This is a genomic window from Bifidobacterium subtile, from assembly GCF_000741775.1.
Classification (GTDB): Bacteria; Actinomycetota; Actinomycetes; order Actinomycetales; family Bifidobacteriaceae; genus Bifidobacterium; species Bifidobacterium subtile.
The window spans coordinates 237,512-258,330 of the sequence record NZ_JGZR01000006.1; the positions used below are offsets into that span (position 1 = coordinate 237,512).

The following is a 20,819-nucleotide window of genomic DNA, read 5'->3' on the forward strand; positions in this document are numbered from 1 at the left end:
CCGCAAACGCACGCCCTGCCTGTCTCACCGCAGCGCCATGAAATCGGTGTCCTTGAGGTAGTTCTTGCCGGTGCTGATGTCGTATTGGATCAGCTGGTAGTCGTGCAGCGCAGCGCGGGCGTCCTTGGACAGCTGCTTGTCTTCGATGCGCTGGCCTGCGGCATCCAGATAGACGGGAGTCTGATTGTCGCCGCCTGCCGCAGAGGGAACGGACATTGCGGGAATCTGCTCGTGCATGCGCGTCAGGAACGCGATGTACGGCGAGACTTTGGCGTTCATATGCGCCGCAGCCTGGGCGATGAAATAGTTCGACGAGGTGTACTGCGCAGTGTCGTCCGGCAGCTTGGCGCCTGCGGAAGGCGACGCGTCGTTCGACCAGATGAAGTAGTCGGTCTCATGCAGACCGATGACGTTATCCGGGTTGGAGTAGGCCGTCGGGTAGATGCCTGGCAGATGATCGCCGTAGAAAATCACCGTGATCGGACAGTTGATCTGGTTCAGCGCACCTAGGAAGTCCATGGTCGACTGATCGGTGTAATTCATGCCTTTCGCATACGTTTCGACCTGTGCGCGCTCGCCGTCGGTCAGATCGCTGGAGGCGTCGGCGTCCTTGAACTGGTTGTCCTGATACCAGTCGTTGTATGGCATGTGATTCTGCATCGTGACGACCTGCATGAACTGCCCCGGTCCGCCGGCGGCGTCGAGATGGCTCAGCACGTTGCGATACGTGCATTCGTCGGAGGCGTACCAAGCCGAATCGATTGGCGAGCAGTCGGTGATTTTATATTTGTCGCTGTCCATCGTCCAGAACTTGGAGAAGCCGAACTTCTTGTAATTGATATTGTGGAAATACATGCCCTGCATGAAGGTGTGCAGCGCCTGCGAGCTGTTCTGCCCGTTCTGCTCGTTCCACGACTGGTTGAAGGCAGGAGTCCATTTCTGCTTGGGCACCAGCTGCTGGTAGGCGATCTGCAGCTGCGGACTGTAATTCGCCAGACTCAGGCCCGTGAGCGCCTGGTACTCGATGTTGGCGGTGCCGCCGCCGTATCCGGTGGAGAACATGAAACCGGAGGTGGTGCGCGTTTTGAGATCGCGGATCTGCGGCATCGGATCCTGGCTGAAGGCGACGCCGGGCACGCGGGTCGGGTCGGAGAAGGATTCGGACAGGATCATGATCACCGTGCTGTCGGTGAGCTTGGCCTGACGCTGCGCATTGATGCCGTCAGCCTGGTCCGCGTATCGCTTGGCGATATTTTGCATCGCCGCCCTGCTGTAGCCCTCGGGTTTGTCCATCACCTTGGTGTGCGACAGCCGCAGGAAAGTGATGGCCGGACCGTTGTTGGCGGCGTCGCCCATGCCGTTCCACAGCTGCGGCGCGTCGCCAAGTGAGGCCGCCCAGTTCTTCGACCAGCCGTCTAACATGCCCAGATTCCAAGTGAATGACAGCATAATGGAAACGCTGGCGATTATGGCGACCAGCCTGGTGACGTTGCCCGCGATATGCCTGGCGCTCGCGATCGGATGACGCCAGTACGTAGGGATGAAGCTGCTGCGGCGGTCGACAAACTGCACGATGACGCAGATCGCCACGAACCAGACAAGCGCACGTACGCAGGCATGCACAAAGGCCATATCTTCTTGCGGAATGAACGACAGGATGTCGCCGGTGTTGCCGCCCGAGACGAAATTGAGATCGGAGGGGATGACCGGCTCGCTGCGCAGCTTGACCTTGAAGCTGTTCGCAATCGCATACGCCGACATGACGCTGCCGAAGAGGGCCGTCGCCACCCAGAAGCGGTTGATCACGACGATGGCGATGAGATAAATCATCCCCAGCGCAAGGCAATTGAGCAGGAACAGATGCTTGCCCATAAGCCATGACTGGCTGACGAAGTTGGTCACCTGCCCGGCCACGCTTTGCGCCGCCTTCGTCGCCTCATCGACCTGTGCGCCGTCGGGGTAGTCCGGCTCGCTGTACACGCTCCACTGCAGGAACAGCACGGAGCAGCAGGTGACGATGATGAACACCACCGCGTAGAGCACATATGAGAATTTCATGCGTTTGCGCCATACGCTGCGTATCCAGCGGGCTGCAGGAGCAAGCGCCGTGATCGCCGGGTCGAGCCGGGTGCGCAGCGGCGCGAAGGCTTGCGTGGTTTTGCCGCGCAGCGTATCCGCGAGGACGGCGAGCCGCGATCGAGCGGAAGCCGCAGCCTCGGGGCCGTGGGATGGTGCGGGAATGTCCGCCGCTGCGGTTGGAGGTTCGGATGCAACGGGGGTTTCCTGCGCAGTGCCGCTGAAGGATGAGTCGCTAAATGTCGATTCGCTGAAAGATGAGTCGCTAAATGTCGGCTCGCTGAATGATGGGAATACCATGGGGGCGGCAGCGGCGGGCAGGGAAGTGGCGGCAGCGGCATCATCCTCATCGCTGTTGCCAGCATTTTCGCCGTTCTCGGCAATCTCGTCATTATCGCCTATGCGTGCCTCGTCGTCGTGCGCCTCGTTCGCTTGCCTGGTCGACGATTCCGACGACCCGCTATGTGATGGTCGGGCGTCCCGCCATTGCAGGGTTTTTTCAAGCGACAGCAGGGTTTCCTCGAATGCGTGCACGGCTTCATCGGGCGACGGCTGAGGCTTGTTCGGCGTGCCTCCGGCATTGGGCCGAATGCCGGAATTCGATTCGTCGCGTTCGGGAGTGTTGTTTTCGGGGGTATTCATCGAGTGCTGTTCTGCCATCCTGCCGTCTCGCAATTCGCTCTTCAAAAGATGCTAATAGTTTAGGGGCACGCTATGACGGCCCTGCCAAAGACACTACTGCCGACAGGTTTCGCGCGGATACTCCCGCTTCAGGATAGTGCTTTTTGCTGCGATGCCGTACAAAGGCGACACGCGCTGCATGAGGTGGGAGGCGGAACGGCAAGCGGATTGCAAGCCGTAATCTCCGCACTATCTCTACGGCCCTGCACAACTGCGACAAATACGCTCCGTTAGAATCCCTATAGGAGACACCGGGAGAGTAGGTCGGTTTTGGCAACAACATCTTTGACAGCAACGCAGACGCAGGGCGGTCGCAGCGGCGAACCGCGCCGGGGCTTCGGCGAGACTTGGGCCAAGGCCATCCTGATGGGCGAGCACTCCGTGGTCTACGGGTATCCTGCAGTGGCGATGCCTATTCAGACGCTGAAAATGCATGCATGGGCCGCGCCTGCGGACGATAGCGCAGCTGGCGGATCATCCGCGGGCAATCGCAGGAGCCATCGTGGCGGGCAGGGTACTTTGCGCGCCTTGGGCTATTACGGACCGCTTGCGCAGGCGCCCGCTCAATTCGGCGGGTTGATTCGGGCGGTGCAGGTCGCCAGCGAGTTTGCCGGCTGTGCAGGGCGTGGATTCGATATCGTCACCCGTTCCGACTTCCCGGCTGGACGGGGATTGGGATCCTCGGCTGCGGCTTCAGGGGCCGTCATCCGCGCAGTGCTTGATGCCTGCGGCGTCGAAGCGTGCGCCGACCAGCTGGTGGCACTGACCAACGAGGCTGAAATAGTCACTCACGGCAATCCCTCCGGGCTGGACACCGTCACCACGTCCGGCGAGCATCCGGTGCTGTTCGCGCGCGGCGATATGCAGCGGGTGGATGTGCGTTTGCCGGCGTATCTGGTGATTGCGGATTCGGGAATCGCCGGAAGCACAAGGCAAGCTGTCGGGGCCGTGCAGGGACGGTACGAGCGTGACCGGCGCACAGTCCATGCGATTCTTGAGAATCTGGGTGATTTGGCGCGGCAATCCGCCGACGATCTTGAGCAGGGCGGACTGGATTCGCTGGGGCGTTGCATGAATGACGCCCACAATCTGCTGGACGCGCTGCGCGTAAGTCATCCGGTGGTCAACGCCCTGGTGCGCACAGCCCGGTCGAATGGGGCGCTGGGCGCCAAAATGACCGGGGGAGGCCTCGGCGGGTGCATCATCGCCTTGGCCCCCGACGACCGTTCGGCGCGTCATATACGCCGTGCGCTGCTTGAGGCCGGGGCCCCAGCCGTGTGGGTGCATCCGCTCAATCGGCTTGATATCGAGGTCGCGCAGCATGCGGGCGGCCCCGGCGAATTCGAGGCTGCGGATTTTCGTGACGATGACGCCGCTGCGACGAGAGGCAGCCGTGGCGATAAGGCCAGGGCCAAGGTTCGCGGCATGCGTGGCGCCGATTCCGGTGCCAACGCCGGTGCCAGTGCTCGTGCTGATGCGGAGAGCGCCGGTCGGGAGCTTGACGCTTCAATCAGGGGCTGACTGAGACGGCGGAGAACGGTTGGAATGATTGCCTGCTGGCGTGTGCGCATTCGTCTCAGCGCAACCGGGCATCGAACAGCGGGAATATATTGAGAAGACAAGGATGACCACTGCGCGAGAGGGGAACGATGAGAGGGCGAGAAGCGGCAGGGTGCAGCGCTGAAGATGTGATTCGTGCGAAGGGAGCGACGATGGACAACGATGTGGCGGCTCAAAGCGGCGCAAGCGCCGTTCTTGGCAGGGCGACGGCTTGTGCGCACGCGAATATCGCGCTGATCAAGTATTGGGGCAAAGCCGACGAGGCGCTTGTCGTCCCGACCACAGCCAGCCTGTCGCTGACGCTTGACGGGCTGAGCACGCAGACCACGGTGGAGTTTTTGGGTGATGGCGATGCGGCGCGGGCCGAGAGCGATAGTGTGTCATTGCTTGGCGATGACGAAACGCCAGCCGAAAGCGCTGCCGATGAGCGGACTGGGCGGGGCGGGAAGGCCGATCCGACCGCGCGGTTTGACCTCGCCGCTCCTGATGGCTCAGTCGGTGATCCAACTGCGGATTCGAATACCATTCCCGACACGCTGACCATCGACGGGGTCTTGCAGCATGGCACCGCGTTGGCCCGCGTCTCGCGATTCCTCGACCTGATTCGTGAGCGCGCAGGGATAAGCGCTCCTGCCCGTGTGGCATCGCGCAACACCGTGCCCTTCGGCGCTGGCCTGGCCAGCTCGGCCTCGGCTTTCGCTGCGCTCGCGGCCGCCGGCTCGTGCGCTGCCGGACTTGACTTGTCGGGCCGCGAGCTCTCGCGACTCGCTCGACGCGGCTCGGGGTCGGCCTGCCGGTCGATCTACGGCGGCTTGGTCAAGTGGAATGCCGGTCATGACGACGCCACGTCATACGCGCAGCCGGTCGAATGCCCTATGGATCTGGCGATTATCGTCATCCTGATCTCCGCGAAGGAGAAGCCGATGTCGAGCAGGGAGGCCATGCGCCTGACGATGCGCACTTCGCCGCTGTACCCGGCCTGGGTGCGTTCCAGCGCCGACGATATGACCCGTGCGCTTGCGGCGGTGGCGGCAAGCGACTTGGATGCGCTCGGCGAGGTGGTCGAGGCGAATGCGCTGGGCATGCACGCTTCGATGATGGCGGCGCGCCCGGCCGTGATCTACTGGCTTCCACAGACTGTAACCGCCCTGTCCGCGGTGCGCGATCTGCGCAGGCATGGCTATGGCGCATGGTCCACGATGGACGCCGGCGCGAACGTCAAAGTGCTGACGGCTGCCGCCGATGCCGAACGAGTCGCCAGCGAACTGCGCGACCGCCTCCCCGGCCAGACGATTGAGGTTCACCACATCGGTTCCGGCGTGCGCGTGGTTGAGTGAGCGGAGACGAGCGGTGCGGTGCGTCTGCGGCCGGACGCATCGCACCGTCTCGGTGGTCTGATTGGGCATGTGGTCACGTATTCGATTGTTCTGGTGTTGGTACTGCGCAGTGCGGCACCCGCTTTGCAGACATCATGAAAGTTCGTGCGGATGCTGTTGCTCAGGGCATGTGTGCCCCTAGCATGGAACGGTACGAGACAGGTGCCGGACACGAATGGGGCAGGGATGGCTGAGCGGGAACAACATCGCATGATCGCTGAAGCGCAGGCGCCGGGGAAGCTGTACATCGCCGGCGAGTACGCGGTCGTCGAGCATGGGCATCCGGCCATTCTGGTCGCGGTGAATCGCATGCTTACCGTGCGGGTTACGGGGTATGAGAATCCGGGCGAGGGCGTGCCGAGTGGGGACGCACTGAGGAATGTGCAGGGCGAGTCGGCCGCTGCGGCATCGTTGCCGCATGACTCGCGTGCCACCGGAAGCATCCACTCGCAGGGTCATGACGAAGCCGCGACGACTTGGCATAGGGATGCCCACGGGCAGTGCGTGCCGGACGAGGAGCGTCCGGGGGCGGCGCACCTTGTCGCTGCGATTCAGTGCGTTGAGGAGCTTGCTCGCGCTGCTGGCATTGGGCTGCGCGTTTTCGATATCGATGTGACCAGCGATTTGGATGACGTTTCGGGGCGCAAATACGGCCTCGGCTCCTCCGCGGCGGTCACCGTGGCGGCGATGAGGGCTTTGCTGCGTTTCTACGGTCTTGAGTCTGCGCTTGAGCCGCTAGAGCAATACAAACTGGCATTCGCCATCGCCTGCCGTGCGGGCAACGTCGGCTCGGGAGGCGATTTGGCCGCGAGCCTGTTCGGCGGGTGCATCCGCTTCTGCTCGCCCGATCGAGACTGGGTCGGGCAGCGTTTGGATGACACAGTGCTGCCCGAACTTGTTCGCATGCCATGGCCGGATTTGAGCGTGACGCGGCTGCGGGTGTTTGGTGGCGACGCGGAAAGACGGCTTGACGGTGACGATACGCGCGGGCTGCTCGATGCATCCCGTAGTGCCGCGTTCGAGGCGACATCGAGCGATGCGAACGGAGAAGATGCCGAATTTCGCGCCGCACATCGCCGCGCTGCTTCGACCGATGTCTCATCAGAAGTTTTGAACGGTGATCGATTCGATGCCGATTCCAAACTCACAGGTACGCAGCATGGCATTGGCTCGGCTATGGCTGCAACTGCGTTCGCTTCATCCGCCCAGTCTGCCGCGCTCCGACTCTTGGTCGGGTGGACCGGCAAACCGGCCTCCACCGCCGATCTGGTCACCAATGTGCAGCATCACAGTACTGACGAGCGCGAGCGGCGCTACCGCGAGTTCTTGGAGCACAGCGACCGCTGCGTTGACGCGTTGTGCGAGGCCTTGGCGCAAGGCGATATAGCCGCCGTCCGTGAGCATATTGCTCAGGCGCGGGAGCTGCTGCGCGGTTTGTCATCGCTGACTGGCACGTTGATTGAAACCCCTCGGCTCGCCGCGCTGGTCGAGACGGCTATCGCCCACGGCGCGGCTGCGAAAAGCTCGGGCGCGGGCGGCGGGGACTGCGGCATCGCAATCATCGGCGTTCGCGGCACTGATGCGACGACCGGCACTGACACCGACCATGCCGTTGATGGGGTGTGCGGAGAGTCTTTGAAGCGAGCGGAACTCATGCGACCCAAGGAGTCCAGAACGGCTCAGACTTCAGTCTTCACTGACCCTGCTGACGAGTCGAATGCGGAATCCGTCGAATCTACGGTTTCCGCGATCTTCCAAGACTGGCGCTTGGCGGGCATCGAACCGCTCGAGCTGGCGGTCTGTGCGCCGCTTGCCGAGGCGCCGCAATGGCAGACCAAGCGTTCGAGCCGCAAGGACGACCATGTGCGACTGGCCTTGCAGCAGCATGAGCAGGAGGCGAGCAATGCCTTCGATGATGTGCGCTTTATGCACCATGCCCTGTGCGGGGTATCGGTTTCGCAAGTCGACACGACGACGACGGTGTGCGGCTCGCGCTGGGAGCTGCCGTTCTATATCAATGCGATGACCGGCGGTTCGCAGCGCACGGGCAGCATCAACGCAGCCCTTGCACGTGCCGCACAGGCCACCGGCATCGCCATCGCCTCTGGCTCGCAGCACGCGGCGTTGCGTGACCCGGCGCTCGCTGCGACGTTCACTGCCATTCGTGAGCAATCGCAGGGCTTCGTCTTCGCAAATGTCGGACCAACCGTCACCCCTCGGCAAGCGGCACAAGCGGTCGCGATGCTCAACGCGAATGCCTTGCAGATCCACGTCAACCTCGCTCAGGAAATCGTCATGCCGGAAGGCAACCGTGACTTCTCCGACTGGCCGCAGCGCATCTGCGAGATCATCGCGGCCTCGCCCGTGCCCGTGGTCGTCAAGGAGGTGGGCTTCGGCATGAGCCGACGCAGCGTCGAGCAGCTCGCCGCACTCGGCGTGCGAACCGTCGACGTCAGCGGGCGTGGCGGCACCGATTTCGCGGCCATCGAGAACAGTCGGCGCACGGCCCGTGAGTACGGGTATCTCGATGGATGGGGTCAATCCACGGTGCTGTGCCTGCTTGATTGCCTCAGTGCGCCCAGTGACGTCGACATTCTGGCGTCCGGCGGCGTGCGCAATCCGCTCGATGTGGTCATATCGCTCGCCTTGGGGGCGAAAGCCGTGGGCGTGTCCGGTCATTTCCTGCGCGTGCTCGAGGACCGCGGCGAAGCCGGACTGGTCGATGAGATCAATTCCTGGGCCGAGCAGCTGCGCTCGCTGATGGCCCTGCTGGGCGCTTCGACTGTCGCCGATCTGCAGCATGCCGACCTGCTGCTGGGCGGCACGACCCTTGAGCAGGCGACGCTGTTGGGCGTCGATGCCGCGGCGCTGGCGCATCGTACGGCGTGAGTCTGAGGGAATCCGCCGACGCGCAGGTCAGCTAGGTTACTGATGGCTGATAATTGCTGGTTGCTGGCTTCTGCGCCTCAGCCCTTTGCCTTTGTGTGCCTTTGTATGGCTCCATTCCCGCAGTCGACGTTGCAGAACCCGCACTAACTTGAAGGTGCTGCGGATTTTGTGGCGTTTCCCGAGTGCTGCTGGTTGGTGGGACTGATGGCATGCCCCGCACTCTGGTAGAGAGGGCTTAGCGTCCGTTTTGTAGCGATAGCTATGTCCTGACGCTACAATTCTGCCGCTAACGAAGCCTTACAGACCGTTGTGTAGCGACAGACCATTAGTAGCGCTACAAAACGGACGCTCATCGTAAGGGGTGCGGCCGAAAGGCATAGCCAACTTTCCGCCCGCACCCCCGGGCCTGAAATGTTACAACTCCCGCACAAGGGTCAAACTTGTGCGGGAGTTGTAACGTATCGTGGCACCAGATCACGCTTCGAAGTAACCGGCGGAGGCGTTAAGCGGACAGCGCTGTGCGTAGCCGACGCCGAGAGCCCGCCGAGAGCCCGCCAAGAGCCCGAGGGAACAACGGGGTTCACCCTTGGCCAGTCATTGAAACGGCGCAACCCCCGCATCGACCTCGTAATGATGCGGGAAATGTGACGTTTAGAAACGGGGGTATAGGCAAACGCCGTCTGATTCAGATGGCGAACGCACGCTAGCGGTTATCCACGCGAAGTACTTGAATGGCAGGCATGTTTCCGCAATTTCTTGCCCAAGACGCTGATACCGTCGCTCGTGCATTGCTTGGCTGCCATATCGTGCGGCTCCTTGACGATGGGTGCGCCGTCGGATGCGCCGATGAGCATGCTACTGGTCGCGTTGCCGGGCATGCCGCCGAACGCATCGTCGTGCGCATCGTGGAAACCGAGGCCTACGACCAGCTCGACCCGGCCAGCCATACGTTTCATGGCAAAAGCGAACGCAACCGAGCGATGTTCGGCCCAGCGGGCCATGCCTACATCTACTTCACGTATGGCATGCACTACTGTCTCAATGTCACGGCCGCGACCGAGGGCTTCGGAGCGGGGGCGCTGATTCGCGCGGTCGAACCCGTTGCAGGCGTGGAGATCATCGAACAGCGGCGCGGACGCAAGGGTGTCGACTGCGTCAACGGCCCGGCGAAGCTGTGCAAGGCCCTCGACATCGATAAGTCCCTGTATGGCCATGATTTGCGCCTGCCTCCGCCCAGTTTGGAACAGGCCGAGCTGCGTTCCGGCGAACGCATCGAAGTCACCCCGCGCATCGGCATATCCAAGGCGACTGAGCGTCAGCGCCGCTTCGTCATCGCTGGGAACCCGTATTTATCGCGGCGCTAGGACGGCAAGAGAGCAGCAAAACCGCTTTGCGTGCAACGCCATGTCTATTATCACCGTCATGGTTGTTGCTGTGATTGCGACTGCGAGGAGGGAGTTTATAAACGGTCATGGCACCGAGTGGCAGCGCCTGCCGCCTGTGCGCGAAAGCGGCCGGCGAGGGGTGCGCGGGCGCGACACGCACAGCGGTCGGGTTGATGCGCGATGGCGTCTGAAATACAATTGCGGCAACGTTACCGCAAGGAAAGACTTGACGAAGAATCTTTTGTGCGGAAACGTTACTGCATATGAAACAACGTCGTTGCACAGCGCAGGCAATGGCGATGCTTCACTAACAACACGGGATCGCATGAGGTCGCACAGGCGACAGGTCCCCACTCCGGGCAACGAGGCCAGGTGCGCTACCGGTCTCCGCCTCGAATAAGTACATAGATAACGATTCATGCCGGCTTACGCTGGTGAGCGCCGATCGCGGTGGGCTCCGGTGATGTTAGGTTCTTAGGAAAGGAGGTATGATGGCATACGTCACGATTCGCGATGTCGCGCGACGCGCAGGAATCTCCGTTTCGACGGTTTCCCGCGCGCTGAACGAGACCGGCAGGATTTCGCCCCAGACCAAAGCCGCCGTGGAGCGCGCGGTCGAGGAGCTGCATTACATACCCGACTCACGCGCCAAAGCGATGCGCTCGCTGAGCACGCGGACGGTCGGCCTGCTGGTCCCGGACATTCGCAACGGCTACTTCGCCGACTTGGCGTATGCGATTCAAGACACCTTATTCAATGCAGGCTATTGCACATTCATAGGTACATCGTCGGAAAGCGCCACGCGGCAGGATGCGTTCATCACCAGCATCCTGTCGCAGCGCATCGATGGCGCCATCATCGTGCCGCAGGGCGAGCAGTCCGATGCCCTGCGACTGCTACTGGGCACGAAGCTGCCGGTGGTGTTCGTAGACCGTCAGGCCAAAGGGCTGGGCGGCGTGCCGGTCGTCGATTCGAATCCCGAGCCGGGGCTTGCGGCGGCATTGCATGACATTCAGCGCCGAGGCTTCGCCAGGGTCGGATATGTCTCCGGACCAGTGCTCGACTCGCCGTCGCTGCAGGAACGCGAATCCGTATTCCGCGTGATTGCCGCAGGCATTTTCGGCGAAGAGAACGTTTTCGTCGAATCGACGAGCTTCGAGCGAGCCTCCTGCGAATCCGTCCTCAGGCGGATGCACGGCTCCGGTGTGGACGCGTTGATCTTCGGATACTCGCCGGATGCGGTGAGTGCCGTGTCGCTGCTCGCCGATTCGGCGGTGCGGATCGGCCGGGACATCTCGATCGTCTCTTTTGACGATTTGGAATTGTTCCGACTCACCAGCCCGCAGATTTCGGTGATCTCGCAGCAAGTGCAGGAGATCGGGCAGCGAGGGGCGCAGCTGTTCCTCGATATGCTCGCCGGCGAAACGCAGGCCGCGTCGCAGCGCGTCGACACGGTGTATGCGCCGCGCGCCTCGGTGGGCAAAGCATAGCGCCAAACCCGCTAGGGCCGAGCCGAGCTGAGCCAACGCGCCTATGCAGTCCATGCAACCTGTGCAGCCTATGAAGCCACGGCGCAGCCTATGCGCCGAGCGTCCGTAAGCCCATAAGCCTGTACCTATAAACCGCATGCTATGCCATGCCACGGCATGCCGCGCAAGCCAGCTATATACAGATGGCCCGCAGCGGCGACAACGACGACCGTGGCGCGGTGAATACGCGACGTCGGATCCGGCAGCGAAGCCGGTTCCGGCAAGGAAAGCGAGAGAATATGACCCAATTATCCCTTGTGGGGGTGTCGAAGATATTCGGCAGCTCCAAAGTGGTCGATAGGGTTTCGGTCGCCGTCGAACCGGGCAAGGTCCACGTCCTGCTCGGCGAGAACGGCGCCGGCAAATCGACCGTAATCAAAATGATGAGCGGCATCTACCAGCCCGATGAGGGCCGCATCGAGATCGACGGCAAGGAGGTGCGCATCCCGAACGTGGACGCCGCCCGCCGATTCGGCATCGCCGTGATCCATCAGGAACTCAACATGGTCCCCGAACTCTCCATCATGGAGAATCTGTTCCTGGGCGCGCTGCCTACCAAAGGCGGGTTCGTCGACCGCGCCACCATGAAGTGCAAAGCGCGCGAGGCCCTTGCGCTTATCGGCCTCAACGAGGATGTCTCGACGCCGATGGGAGCTTTGGGCGTGGCCCGTCAGCAGATGGTGGAAATCGCCAAGGCGCTGATGCAGGATGCGTCGATTCTGATTCTCGACGAGCCGACGGCCGCGCTGACGCGCAAGGAGTGCGAGCAGCTCTTCTCGATCATGGCCGATCTCAAGGCCAAAGGCGTGGGCATGGTGTTCATCTCGCACCATTTGGACGAAATCGCGCGTGTCGGCGACGTCGTCACCGTGCTGCGTGACGGGCAGTATGTCGGCACTGTGCCGGCATCGACGCCGGAATCCGAACTCGTGAAGCTCATGGTCGGCCGCAGCATCGAGAACCAGTTCCCGCGCGTGGCAGGCAAGCCAAGCAAGGTCATGCTCAAAGTCGACGGACTCACGCGCGGTGACGAGATCAACAGCGTCTCCTTCGAAGTGCGAGCCGGCGAAGTCGTCGGCTTGGCGGGACTGGTGGGAGCCGGCCGCACCGAGGTGATTCGCGCGATTTTCGGCGCGGATTCCTACGATTCCGGCAGCGTCACGGTTGACGGCAAGGCGGTGCCCAAGGCGTCCATCGCCAGAACCATCGCCGCCGGCGTCGGGCTGGTTCCCGAGGATCGACGCGATCAAGGGCTGATACTGGATGCCTCGGTGGCCGAGAATCTGGGACTGGCCACCATGATTCCCACCTCACGCATGGGCTTCATCGACCGCGGCGGCCAGCGCAAACGCGAGAAGGAGACGGCGAGCAAGCTGCGCATCCGCATGGCCAGCATCGATCAGCGTACGGGTGCGCTTTCGGGCGGCAACCAGCAGAAGGCGGTCTTCGGCAAATGGTCGATGGCCAAGGTCAAAGTGCTGCTACTCGACGAACCGACCCGAGGCGTGGACGTCGGCGCTCGCGTCGAGATCTACGAACTCATCAACGAAGTGACCGCCAAAGGCGGCGCGGTGCTGATGGCCTCCTCCGATCTGCCTGAGGTGCTGGGCATGTCCGACAGAGTCCTGGTCATGAGCAACGGGCATCTCAGCGGCGAGATGCCGGCGAGCGAGGCCACCCAGGAGAAGGTCATGGCGCTGGCCGTGTCGCATATGCAAGAGGCCGCGGAGCCTGAAATCAACGAGAATAAAGGAGAACACTGAAATGACTGCCGTGCAACAAGCGCAACCCCGCGAAGGGTATGAATCCGGCGCAATCAGCACTGGCGACAAGGTCAAGAAGTTCGTGGCGCGCAACGGCGCGCTGCTCGGCCTCGTCGTCCTGTGCATCATCCTGTCGATCGCGACGCCCGCGTTTCTGACCGGGCCGAATATCCTCAACGTGGGCATTCAGGCCGCGACCGTCGCCATTCTGGCATTCGGCCAGACCTTCGTCATCGTGGCGGCGGGCATCGATCTGTCGGTGGGCTCGGTGGCGGCCGTCTCAAGCATGATGGTGGCCTACACCGGCGCGTCCATGGGATTGCCCGCGTGGCTCACGATCATCGTCGGCCTGCTTGCCGGAGCCGGTTTCGGCGCATTGTCTGGCTTGGCCAACGCCTTTCTCAAGCTGCCGTCCTTCATTGCCACGCTGGCCATGATGTCGGTCGCGCGGGGGCTGACGCTGGTGGTCTCCGACGGGCGCCCGGTCTCGACCTCCGGCATGGTCAACTTCTTCGGCAGCACGGTGGCAGGCATTCCGGTGCCCATCGTGATGATGGTCATCATGGGCGTGCTGGCTGCGGTGATCCTGAACTTCACGAGCGCCGGCCGTTCGATGTATGCGGTGGGCGGCAACATGGAGGCCTCGCGCCTTTCGGGCATCAACGTGCATAAGACGCAGGTCATGGTGTTCGTGCTTTCAGGCATCTTCGCCGCAGTCGCCGGCCTGGTCATCGCGGGGCGCCTGCATTCCGCGCAGCCGCAGGCCGCCACCGGCTATGAGATGGACGCCATTGCTTTCGTGGTCATTGGCGGCGCTTCGCTCTCTGGCGGCAAAGGCAAGGTCTCGGGCACCTTCATCGGCGCGATTCTGCTCGCCGTCATCCGCAACGGCCTGAATATTCTCAACGTTTCCTCCTTCTGGCAGCAGGTCGTCATCGGTCTGGTTATCGCCTTCGCGGTGAGCTTCGACACGCTGCGTCGAAAGGAGGATGCGCACTGATACGCCCAGAACGACGAAATGGCGCTGGGCGCGATTCAGGCGCTCGGTTCCAAGGCCGGCGGCGATGTCAAGATCTTCGGATTCGACGGCACTGATGACGGTCTCAAGGCGGTCAAGAGCGGCAAGATGGTCGGCACCATCGCGCAGCAGCCCAAGGAACTCGGTAAGAAGGCGGTCGAAGCCGCATCGAAGCTCATCAAGGGCGAGAAGGTGCAGAAGACCCAATCGATCGAAGTGAAAACCGTCACCAAGGAGAACGTCGCCGACTTCGAGTGACCTGATACCCGATGATTTCCGGTATCCGATACCGGGCATAGACAGCTGATACGGCCCGGCCAGGCGAGGTGACGACTGCCTGGCCGGGCCGAATCAGGGCGGTATGAGGCGCAGCGCCGTTCATGTCTGATCGCTTTGAACGGCGGCGCTGGATGCTGGCGCTGGCGTCGATGCTGTTTTGACGTTGACGCAGCCCTGTGCTCGTTGCATGCGATAGGCCTGATCGGCAGATCTTGATAGGTGATAGGCCCTTTGCATCGGACGCGCAACGCCGCACCATGCTCGTATCATTCGCGTCATCAAAGAGTGTCATCAAGGAGGAACTATGCTGACACATGGAATTTTGAACGCCCAACTCGCCCACGCTCTTGCCGGCTTGCGGCATAAGGATCTTTTCGTGGTCTCGGATTGTGGGCTGCCGGTGCAGCCGGGCATCGAGGTCATCGATCTGGCGGTAGCCTTCGGCGTGCCGCGTTTCGAGCAGGTGCTCGACGCTCTGCAGCCCGAGCTGATCCTGGAAACCGGTCTTATGGCGCAGGAGGCGCAAGGCGCTGTCGCCGAATCCTGGGTCAGGGATCGCTTCGCTGTTCGGCTCGAATATGTGCCGCATGACGGTCCCGAAGGATTTAAGACCCGCGTCAAGGATGCGAAATTCGTGATTCGCACGGGGGAGACGACCCCGTATGCGAACGTTCTCTTCCGTTGCGGCGTGCCGTTCTGAGGTGCCGGACGACGGTGAAAGGAGCTTTGCCATGAATGAGAATGGGAGCGCGGACGCAACCGCGAACGAGGGTGCGCATGCGACTGCGGTTTCGGCTGCGACCGCGGTTCAGGCCGCGACCGCAACTCGGGCTGCAGGTGCAGACCGAGGCCGTGACGAGGCGTTTCGGCTGCTGGACTTCATCGCGCAGGCGCACGCCGGCGTCTCGGTCATCGGGTCGATGAACGCCGACTACACGGTTGTAACGCAGCGGCTGCCGAAGCCGGGCGAGACGATAAACGGCGGTCCGCTGCGGCTGCTGCCCGGTGGAAAATCAGCCAATCAGGCTGCCGCGGCTGCCAGAATCGGTGCCGACGCGCGGATGTTCGGGGCTGTAGGGCAGGACGATAATGCTGGTTTTCTGCTCGGATTCCTTAAGGATGCGGGTGTGGATGCGTCGCATGTCGACGCGGTCCCCGGGCCTAGCGGCACGACGGTGATTACCGTTGACGCGCACGGGGAGAACACCATCGTGTACTCTGCGGGATCCAACGCTTCGGTGACGCCCGAGTATGTCCGTGCGTCGCGCGACGCCATAACAAGTTCCTCGGTGCTGGGGCTGTGTCTGGAAAGTCCGATGGAGACGGTGACCGCATGCGCGCGGATGTGCCATGACGCGGGCATGCTCGTGCTGCTCAACGATTCGCCATTCGTGGCGCAGCTACCGGCGGAGCTCATCGAAGCCTGCGATATTCTGCTGGTGAACGAGCATGAGATGGCGCAGCTTCTTGGTGTGCCTGAGCCAGCGAATGGCGATTGGAACCTGGTTGATTGGCACGATCTGGCCACAGCCATGGCTCGGTATGGCTTCGATCGGGCGATTGTGACTTTAGGCGCGGACGGCTCCGTCGTGCTTGATCGCGGTGAGGTGCATCGCATATCACCGGTTCGCGTGGATGCGCTCGACACGACCGGATGCGGCGACGCCTTCATGGGCACCGTGCTCGCCGGCCTCGCCAGCGGACTGTCTCTGGCGCAAAGCGCGCAATGCGCCTCCTACGTTTCGGCATATGCGGCGACCGGAGCCGGAGCGCAGAATTCCTACGGCACCACAGCGCAGATCAAGCAGTATTTCGGGAGCGGAACGGTGGCGTGAGCGCGGGCTGACCCTTGTCAGCGGTATGCGAAACCCCTGCAATCGCAATGATTGCAGGGGTTTCATCTGGTGCGAGTAGGGGGAGTTGAACCCCCACGAGCATTCGCTCACTACCACCTGAAGATAGCGCGTCTACCATTCCGCCATACTCGCAGACAAGCAGCTAACTTACTACGTCTTGCGCACGACCGCAATTCGGAGTGTCGAACCGTTAAACGAACAGCGCAGTGCGCTGTTTGTAGGTTCGACTGAGCGCCCGCCAAGGGCGCGAAGAGCGAGGCCGTAGAGGCCGAGCTACGCTTAGTAAGCAACAAGGCTAGGCGTCTAGGGGGTGCGAGGTCCGTTAAACGAACAGCGCAGTGCTGAGCCGTTAAGCGGACAGCACGGTGTGCTGTCTGTAGGCGAAGTGAGCAACCGCTAAGGTTGCGAAGGGCGGTGCCGAAGGCATCGTCGGTTTGTAGGTTCGACTGAGCGCCCGCTAAGGGCGCGAAGAGCGAGGCCGTAGGCTGAGCTACGGTTAGTAAGCAACTAGGCTAGGCGTCTAGGGGGTGCGAGGTCCGTTAAGCAGACATCACAGTGTGCTGCCTGTAAGCAAAGTGAGCAAACCGCCAAGGGCGCGAAGAGCGAGGCCGTAGGCTGAGCTGCGACCAGCAAGCTTTCAAGTCAGGAATCCAATCCGTCCTATTCGTCGGACTCGTCGGACCTTGGTTTCCCGCGATCGCGGCTCGCGCTTTTTCGGATCGGAGCAAGCAGTGTGGGCCGAATCAAAGGTTCTTCTTGCCTCAGCTACGAGCGGTATCATGGCTGCGCAACATATGTGTGCACGAGGATGCGCAGCGCGAATGGAGATGGGCATGGAATCAGGCAAGACTGGCTTTTCGCAGAAGGAGCGTCGCCAGCAGACGATCATCGGCGTGATCGCGTCGGCGCTGGCCGTCGTGCTGGTGGCGGTAATCGCATTCGTGATCTTATAGGACGAATCACCCTGCGGCGGCGTCCGAGGGCAGTGAATACACGCAGCTGCAGGGGGTGTCGGACAAACCGAAGAACGCCAACTCCTCCGGTGGCTTTGTGGTTTCCAAAGGCGCCGACCCGAATAAGATCCCTACGGTTTCGGTGTTCTTCGACCCGATGTGTCCCTCGTGCGGCATGGTGGATCGTGCGTTGGGACCCACTTTGGCGAAGCTGTATGCCGTAGGCCAGATCAACATCGAGCTGCATCCCATCGCCTTTCTTGACCGCAGCTCCAGCGACCAGTATTCCACGCGTGCAGCGAGTTCCTTCGCTTACGTCGGCGAGCCCGACCCGGACCATCTGCTGGCATATATGAGCGGCTTGTTCGATGAAAAGTTCCAGCCTTCGGAGACCGATTATCGGCCGGTAAGCGACGCGCGAATCGCCCGGCAGGCCATCGCTGCCGGGGTTGACAGCGCGGTTGCTCATCAATCCGTGAAGGGTCAGTACAAGGATTGGATCGCAAAGGTCACTGCATACACGATTGTGCGCAAGGAGCTGCAGCGTTCTAGCCAGGGTACGTTCGCGACGCCCACGATTCTTATCAACGGCCAGTACTGGTCCATGAAAAACGTCTCGATCAATGATCTGCCGCACGATTTCGTCGCAGCTATAGGACTTGACGATGCCGCGGTCGGCAGCAAGACGGCCATGCCCTCCATCGGAGCGGACGGCAAGCCGCTTCAGCAAGACTGAAGATCGAAACTGGCGCACATGGGCTTGCATGAGTTTGCGTTTGACTGCTCGGCCCGGAAAACATAAAGACTTAGACAAAGTGCAGACTGAGGAGGATCCGGCCTGCTATTGACCATGGCCGCGGTTGCGGGCTGGTGATGCGAATGGGACCCGCAACGAGCGAAATCCCGCCAAGCCACTGGTATGCCACTCATGCTTCGAAACGCAAAGAGACTACGATCAGTCGCACCATGAATACGTCATGGGCGCTGCGAGCGCATGCGATGCGGACGGTGAGGGAGGAATTATGAAAAACCTGTTGCTCGCCTCGCATTTCGGCGGTGGCATCGCCAGGCAACTGCCTGGTATTTTCGGTAGTCTCGAAGGCCGTAAGGCCGTGCTCATTCCGACTGCCGGCATCGCTAACAGGGTGAGCCTGCCGACTGGCCTAAGTATGAAGAAGCTCGCCGGCCTCGGCGTGGCGACTCGGGAACTTGAGATTTCCTCGGTTTCGCACCGTGAAATCATGCAGGCGATTCATGCTGCCGATATCGTGTTCGTCAGCGGGGGCAACACTTTTTTCCTGATGCAGGAGCTGAAGCGTTCTGGCGCGGATTCGCTCATCGCCGAGCATGTGGCCCAAGGCAAGCTCTACATTGGAGTCTCCGCGGGTGCCGTCGTCGCCGGGCCTGATATCGAATACATCCGGCTTATGGATGATCATCGCAAGGGCGCGAGGCTGCATGGCGATTTCACCGGGATGAGACTCGTCGATTTCTCGGTCGTTCCCCATCTCCGCGATGTTCTGTTCGGAAGGGCCGCCAGTCGAATCCTGGCTCGCAACGACACCCGACTCGATCTCAGGGCGCTCACCAATCGGCAGGCCATCACCGTGCGCGGCGCGGAGATCCGCACCGTTGCGTCACGATAACGTCTAGAATCTACGGAATTTGAGACCGATCGCACTTTCTGCAAATTTCTGCAGGTGCGATATTTTGCGCGTGTCTGAAGCGCGAACAGCTGGCATATGGTGTTGCGAAGGCAGCTGCGACGGCACTGTGCTATCGTGCTTCCCGGGATGCGAGACTTCGAAGCGAAGTTACTTTGCGCCCCGGTGCACGTCCATCTCGAAATCGGTGAATGCAGCGATCATCGCGCGAAAAGTCGCCTCGACAACGTCCGGCGAGGCGGCGAAGTCCGTAGCCAGCCGGCGAACCTTGCGAATCTCCTGCTCCACTCTGTCCGGGGCGTGCACGGCGTTTTCGTCTCTTTTGAGCCTGCCAGCTGCAGCCACCCACTGCTGCCGCTCGGCGAGAAGTCTGACGATCTGCTCGTTAACGCCGTCAATATTGGCGCGAACCTGTTCGATGTCGTTAGCTGAATCATTCACGGCTTTCATGGTACTGCGGACTGCTCGTCAGTGCTCATGTCGAGGCCGAGGCCCTTGAATACCTGCTGCGCTTTTTGCTTGACGTCCTGCGATGTGCGCACGACACTGGTTGCAGTGTTCATGTGGAACGCTTTGTATGTCTTATGTATAAACAGCAGCATGGTGCAAGGTTTGATAGGCATAGGGCTTGCCGGCGACAACTGATGCGGCGTGCTTTGAAGCTCCACGACAGTTGCCGCGCTAGGCTTGACCCATGTTTCCCTTGCTTGAAACCCTTGTCGCCGTGGTTGAGATCGGCCAATTCACGCTTGCCGCCGACGAACTCAAGGTTTCGCAGTCCACGGTTTCCGCGCGTATCGCGCAGCTGGAGCGGATGGTCGGGGCGCCGCTATTCGAGCGTCATGCGAAAAGCGATGTGACGCCGACCGAGGCGGGGCGGCTGCTGTATCGTGCGGCGACGGGCATCAGCGACTCGTGGCGCGAAGTCTGCGAGCAGATCGCGGCGAGCCGCGGGCAGCGCGAGCCGTTTCTTGCGTTGTTCTCCCATACCGCGTCCGAGGTGCTGCTGCCCTCGGCGCTGGCTTCTGCGGCGTCTGAGCTTGCGCGATTTGACTTGCGCACGGCGACGATGAATTCCGATGCGATTCTTGAGCGCACCGGCATGAAGACCGCGCAATTGGGCATAGTGGAGAAGCCCATCGTCAACGAATCGGTGAGCCGCATCACTCTGCGTGCGGATCGGCTCGTATGGGCCGGGGCGCAGGACGGCGTGTGGCTGGTGCGCGAGTCTGGCTCCGGAGTGCGCTACTACACTGATCTATTGTTCAAAACCCTTGACGCCATTCCGACGCACAGCATCGAGGTGGCCAGTAATGCGGCGATTGCAGCCTCCCTTGCTGCCGGATTTGGCCAGTCGATCGTCTCTCAGGCCGCTGTGCCGGATCATGTGCCGACGCGCGAGTTGGGCGGCGAATTCATGCGGCGCTTCTACGCGCTGATACCGCGGTCCGGCCTTTCGCGGGCGCAACGAGCATTGGCTCACACGATGGTCGATGCGATGCGCGGGTGAACAGCAAGTGGTTGGGCGGGAATCTGTCTGCTGAGTGTTTGCTTGCGTGTGATTGAGCTGTTTTCAGTGTCCGAGGTGGCTGGGAATCACGAAAATTCTGCACAAGAAACAGATATCTCGCTTGTGTGTAGCGTTATTGGGGTGCTGCAGAGGTCTATCTGCGTTATGTGAGGCGCTATTTTTTGAAGCATTGAGTATAGGGCGGCAAGAAACCGCCATTTTCGGCCAGCGATACTCGGGGTGCCAAGGAATTAGCGCCTCACATAACGCAGATAGACCT

14 protein-coding genes, 1 tRNA gene and 1 pseudogene are annotated in these 20,819 nt (G+C 61.6%); 13 read left to right on the forward strand and 3 right to left on the reverse strand.

Annotation, left to right across the window (positions count from 1 at the left end; genetic code table 11):
- Window positions 1-24 precede the first annotated feature (24 nt).
- A complete protein-coding gene (locus BISU_RS05485; protein WP_024463026.1) occupies window positions 25-2,718 on the reverse strand; it encodes an LTA synthase family protein in 2,694 nt (897 codons plus the stop codon).
- 324 nt (window positions 2,719-3,042) lie between these two features.
- On the opposite strand from BISU_RS05485, the gene mvk reads away from it, so the two are divergent.
- The 10 genes and pseudogenes from mvk (at window position 3,043) to BISU_RS05535 (ending at window position 16,391) form a co-directional block, all read left to right on the forward strand.
- Entirely contained in the window at window positions 3,043-4,278 is a 1,236-nt protein-coding gene (gene mvk / locus BISU_RS05490; RefSeq protein WP_024463027.1) for a mevalonate kinase, read from the forward strand.
- A 191-nt stretch (window positions 4,279-4,469) separates the two neighbouring features.
- Window positions 4,470-5,654, forward strand: coding sequence for a diphosphomevalonate decarboxylase (gene mvaD / locus BISU_RS05495; protein WP_034532444.1), 1,185 nt, complete (start codon window positions 4,470-4,472; stop codon window positions 5,652-5,654).
- Window positions 5,655-5,879: 225 nt separating this feature from the next.
- Window positions 5,880-8,582: a type 2 isopentenyl-diphosphate Delta-isomerase gene (gene fni / locus BISU_RS12030; RefSeq protein ID WP_024463028.1), complete on the forward strand. Its 2,703-nt coding sequence runs from the start codon at window positions 5,880-5,882 to the stop codon at window positions 8,580-8,582.
- Between the two features lie 740 nt (window positions 8,583-9,322).
- Window positions 9,323-9,946: a DNA-3-methyladenine glycosylase gene (locus BISU_RS05505; protein WP_024463029.1), complete on the forward strand. Its 624-nt coding sequence runs from the start codon at window positions 9,323-9,325 to the stop codon at window positions 9,944-9,946.
- A 512-nt stretch (window positions 9,947-10,458) separates the two neighbouring features.
- Window positions 10,459-11,457: a LacI family DNA-binding transcriptional regulator gene (locus BISU_RS05510; RefSeq protein WP_024463030.1), complete on the forward strand. Its 999-nt coding sequence runs from the start codon at window positions 10,459-10,461 to the stop codon at window positions 11,455-11,457.
- 278 nt (window positions 11,458-11,735) lie between these two features.
- On the forward strand, window positions 11,736-13,259 hold the full coding sequence (locus BISU_RS05515; protein ID WP_024463031.1) for a sugar ABC transporter ATP-binding protein: 1,524 nt from the start codon (window positions 11,736-11,738) through the stop codon (window positions 13,257-13,259).
- 1 nt (window position 13,260) lies between these two features.
- Window positions 13,261-14,259 carry an ABC transporter permease gene (locus BISU_RS05520; protein WP_024463032.1) on the forward strand — a complete coding sequence of 333 codons (999 nt, stop codon included), beginning with the start codon at window positions 13,261-13,263 and terminating at the stop codon, window positions 14,257-14,259.
- A pseudogene (locus BISU_RS05525) lies at window positions 14,260-14,535 on the forward strand (substrate-binding domain-containing protein); the annotation flags it as partial.
- A 325-nt stretch (window positions 14,536-14,860) separates the two neighbouring features.
- On the forward strand, window positions 14,861-15,256 hold the full coding sequence (rbsD, locus tag BISU_RS05530; RefSeq protein WP_024463034.1) for a D-ribose pyranase: 396 nt from the start codon (window positions 14,861-14,863) through the stop codon (window positions 15,254-15,256).
- 31 nt (window positions 15,257-15,287) lie between these two features.
- On the forward strand, window positions 15,288-16,391 hold the full coding sequence (locus BISU_RS05535; RefSeq protein WP_024463035.1) for a ribokinase: 1,104 nt from the start codon (window positions 15,288-15,290) through the stop codon (window positions 16,389-16,391).
- Window positions 16,392-16,458: 67 nt separating this feature from the next.
- On the opposite strand, the gene BISU_RS05540 is transcribed toward BISU_RS05535, so the two are convergent.
- A tRNA-Leu gene (locus BISU_RS05540) sits at window positions 16,459-16,544 on the reverse strand.
- A gap of 876 nt (window positions 16,545-17,420) precedes the next feature.
- On the opposite strand from BISU_RS05540, the gene BISU_RS05545 reads away from it, so the two are divergent.
- Both BISU_RS05545 and BISU_RS05550 read left to right on the forward strand, forming a co-directional pair.
- The gene (locus BISU_RS05545; protein ID WP_051245986.1) at window positions 17,421-18,101 is read left to right on the forward strand and encodes a DsbA family protein; all 681 of its coding nucleotides are present in this window, start codon (window positions 17,421-17,423) and stop codon (window positions 18,099-18,101) included.
- A 286-nt stretch (window positions 18,102-18,387) separates the two neighbouring features.
- On the forward strand, window positions 18,388-19,011 hold the full coding sequence (locus BISU_RS05550) for a Type 1 glutamine amidotransferase-like domain-containing protein (RefSeq protein ID WP_024463036.1): 624 nt from the start codon (window positions 18,388-18,390) through the stop codon (window positions 19,009-19,011).
- A gap of 168 nt (window positions 19,012-19,179) precedes the next feature.
- On the opposite strand, the gene BISU_RS05555 is transcribed toward BISU_RS05550, so the two are convergent.
- Window positions 19,180-19,470, reverse strand: a complete 291-nt coding sequence (locus BISU_RS05555) for a chorismate mutase (protein WP_024463037.1) — start codon at window positions 19,468-19,470, stop codon at window positions 19,180-19,182.
- A gap of 253 nt (window positions 19,471-19,723) precedes the next feature.
- On the opposite strand from BISU_RS05555, the gene BISU_RS05560 reads away from it, so the two are divergent.
- The gene (locus tag BISU_RS05560; RefSeq protein WP_024463038.1) at window positions 19,724-20,539 is read left to right on the forward strand and encodes a LysR family transcriptional regulator; all 816 of its coding nucleotides are present in this window, start codon (window positions 19,724-19,726) and stop codon (window positions 20,537-20,539) included.
- Window positions 20,540-20,819 lie beyond the last annotated feature (280 nt).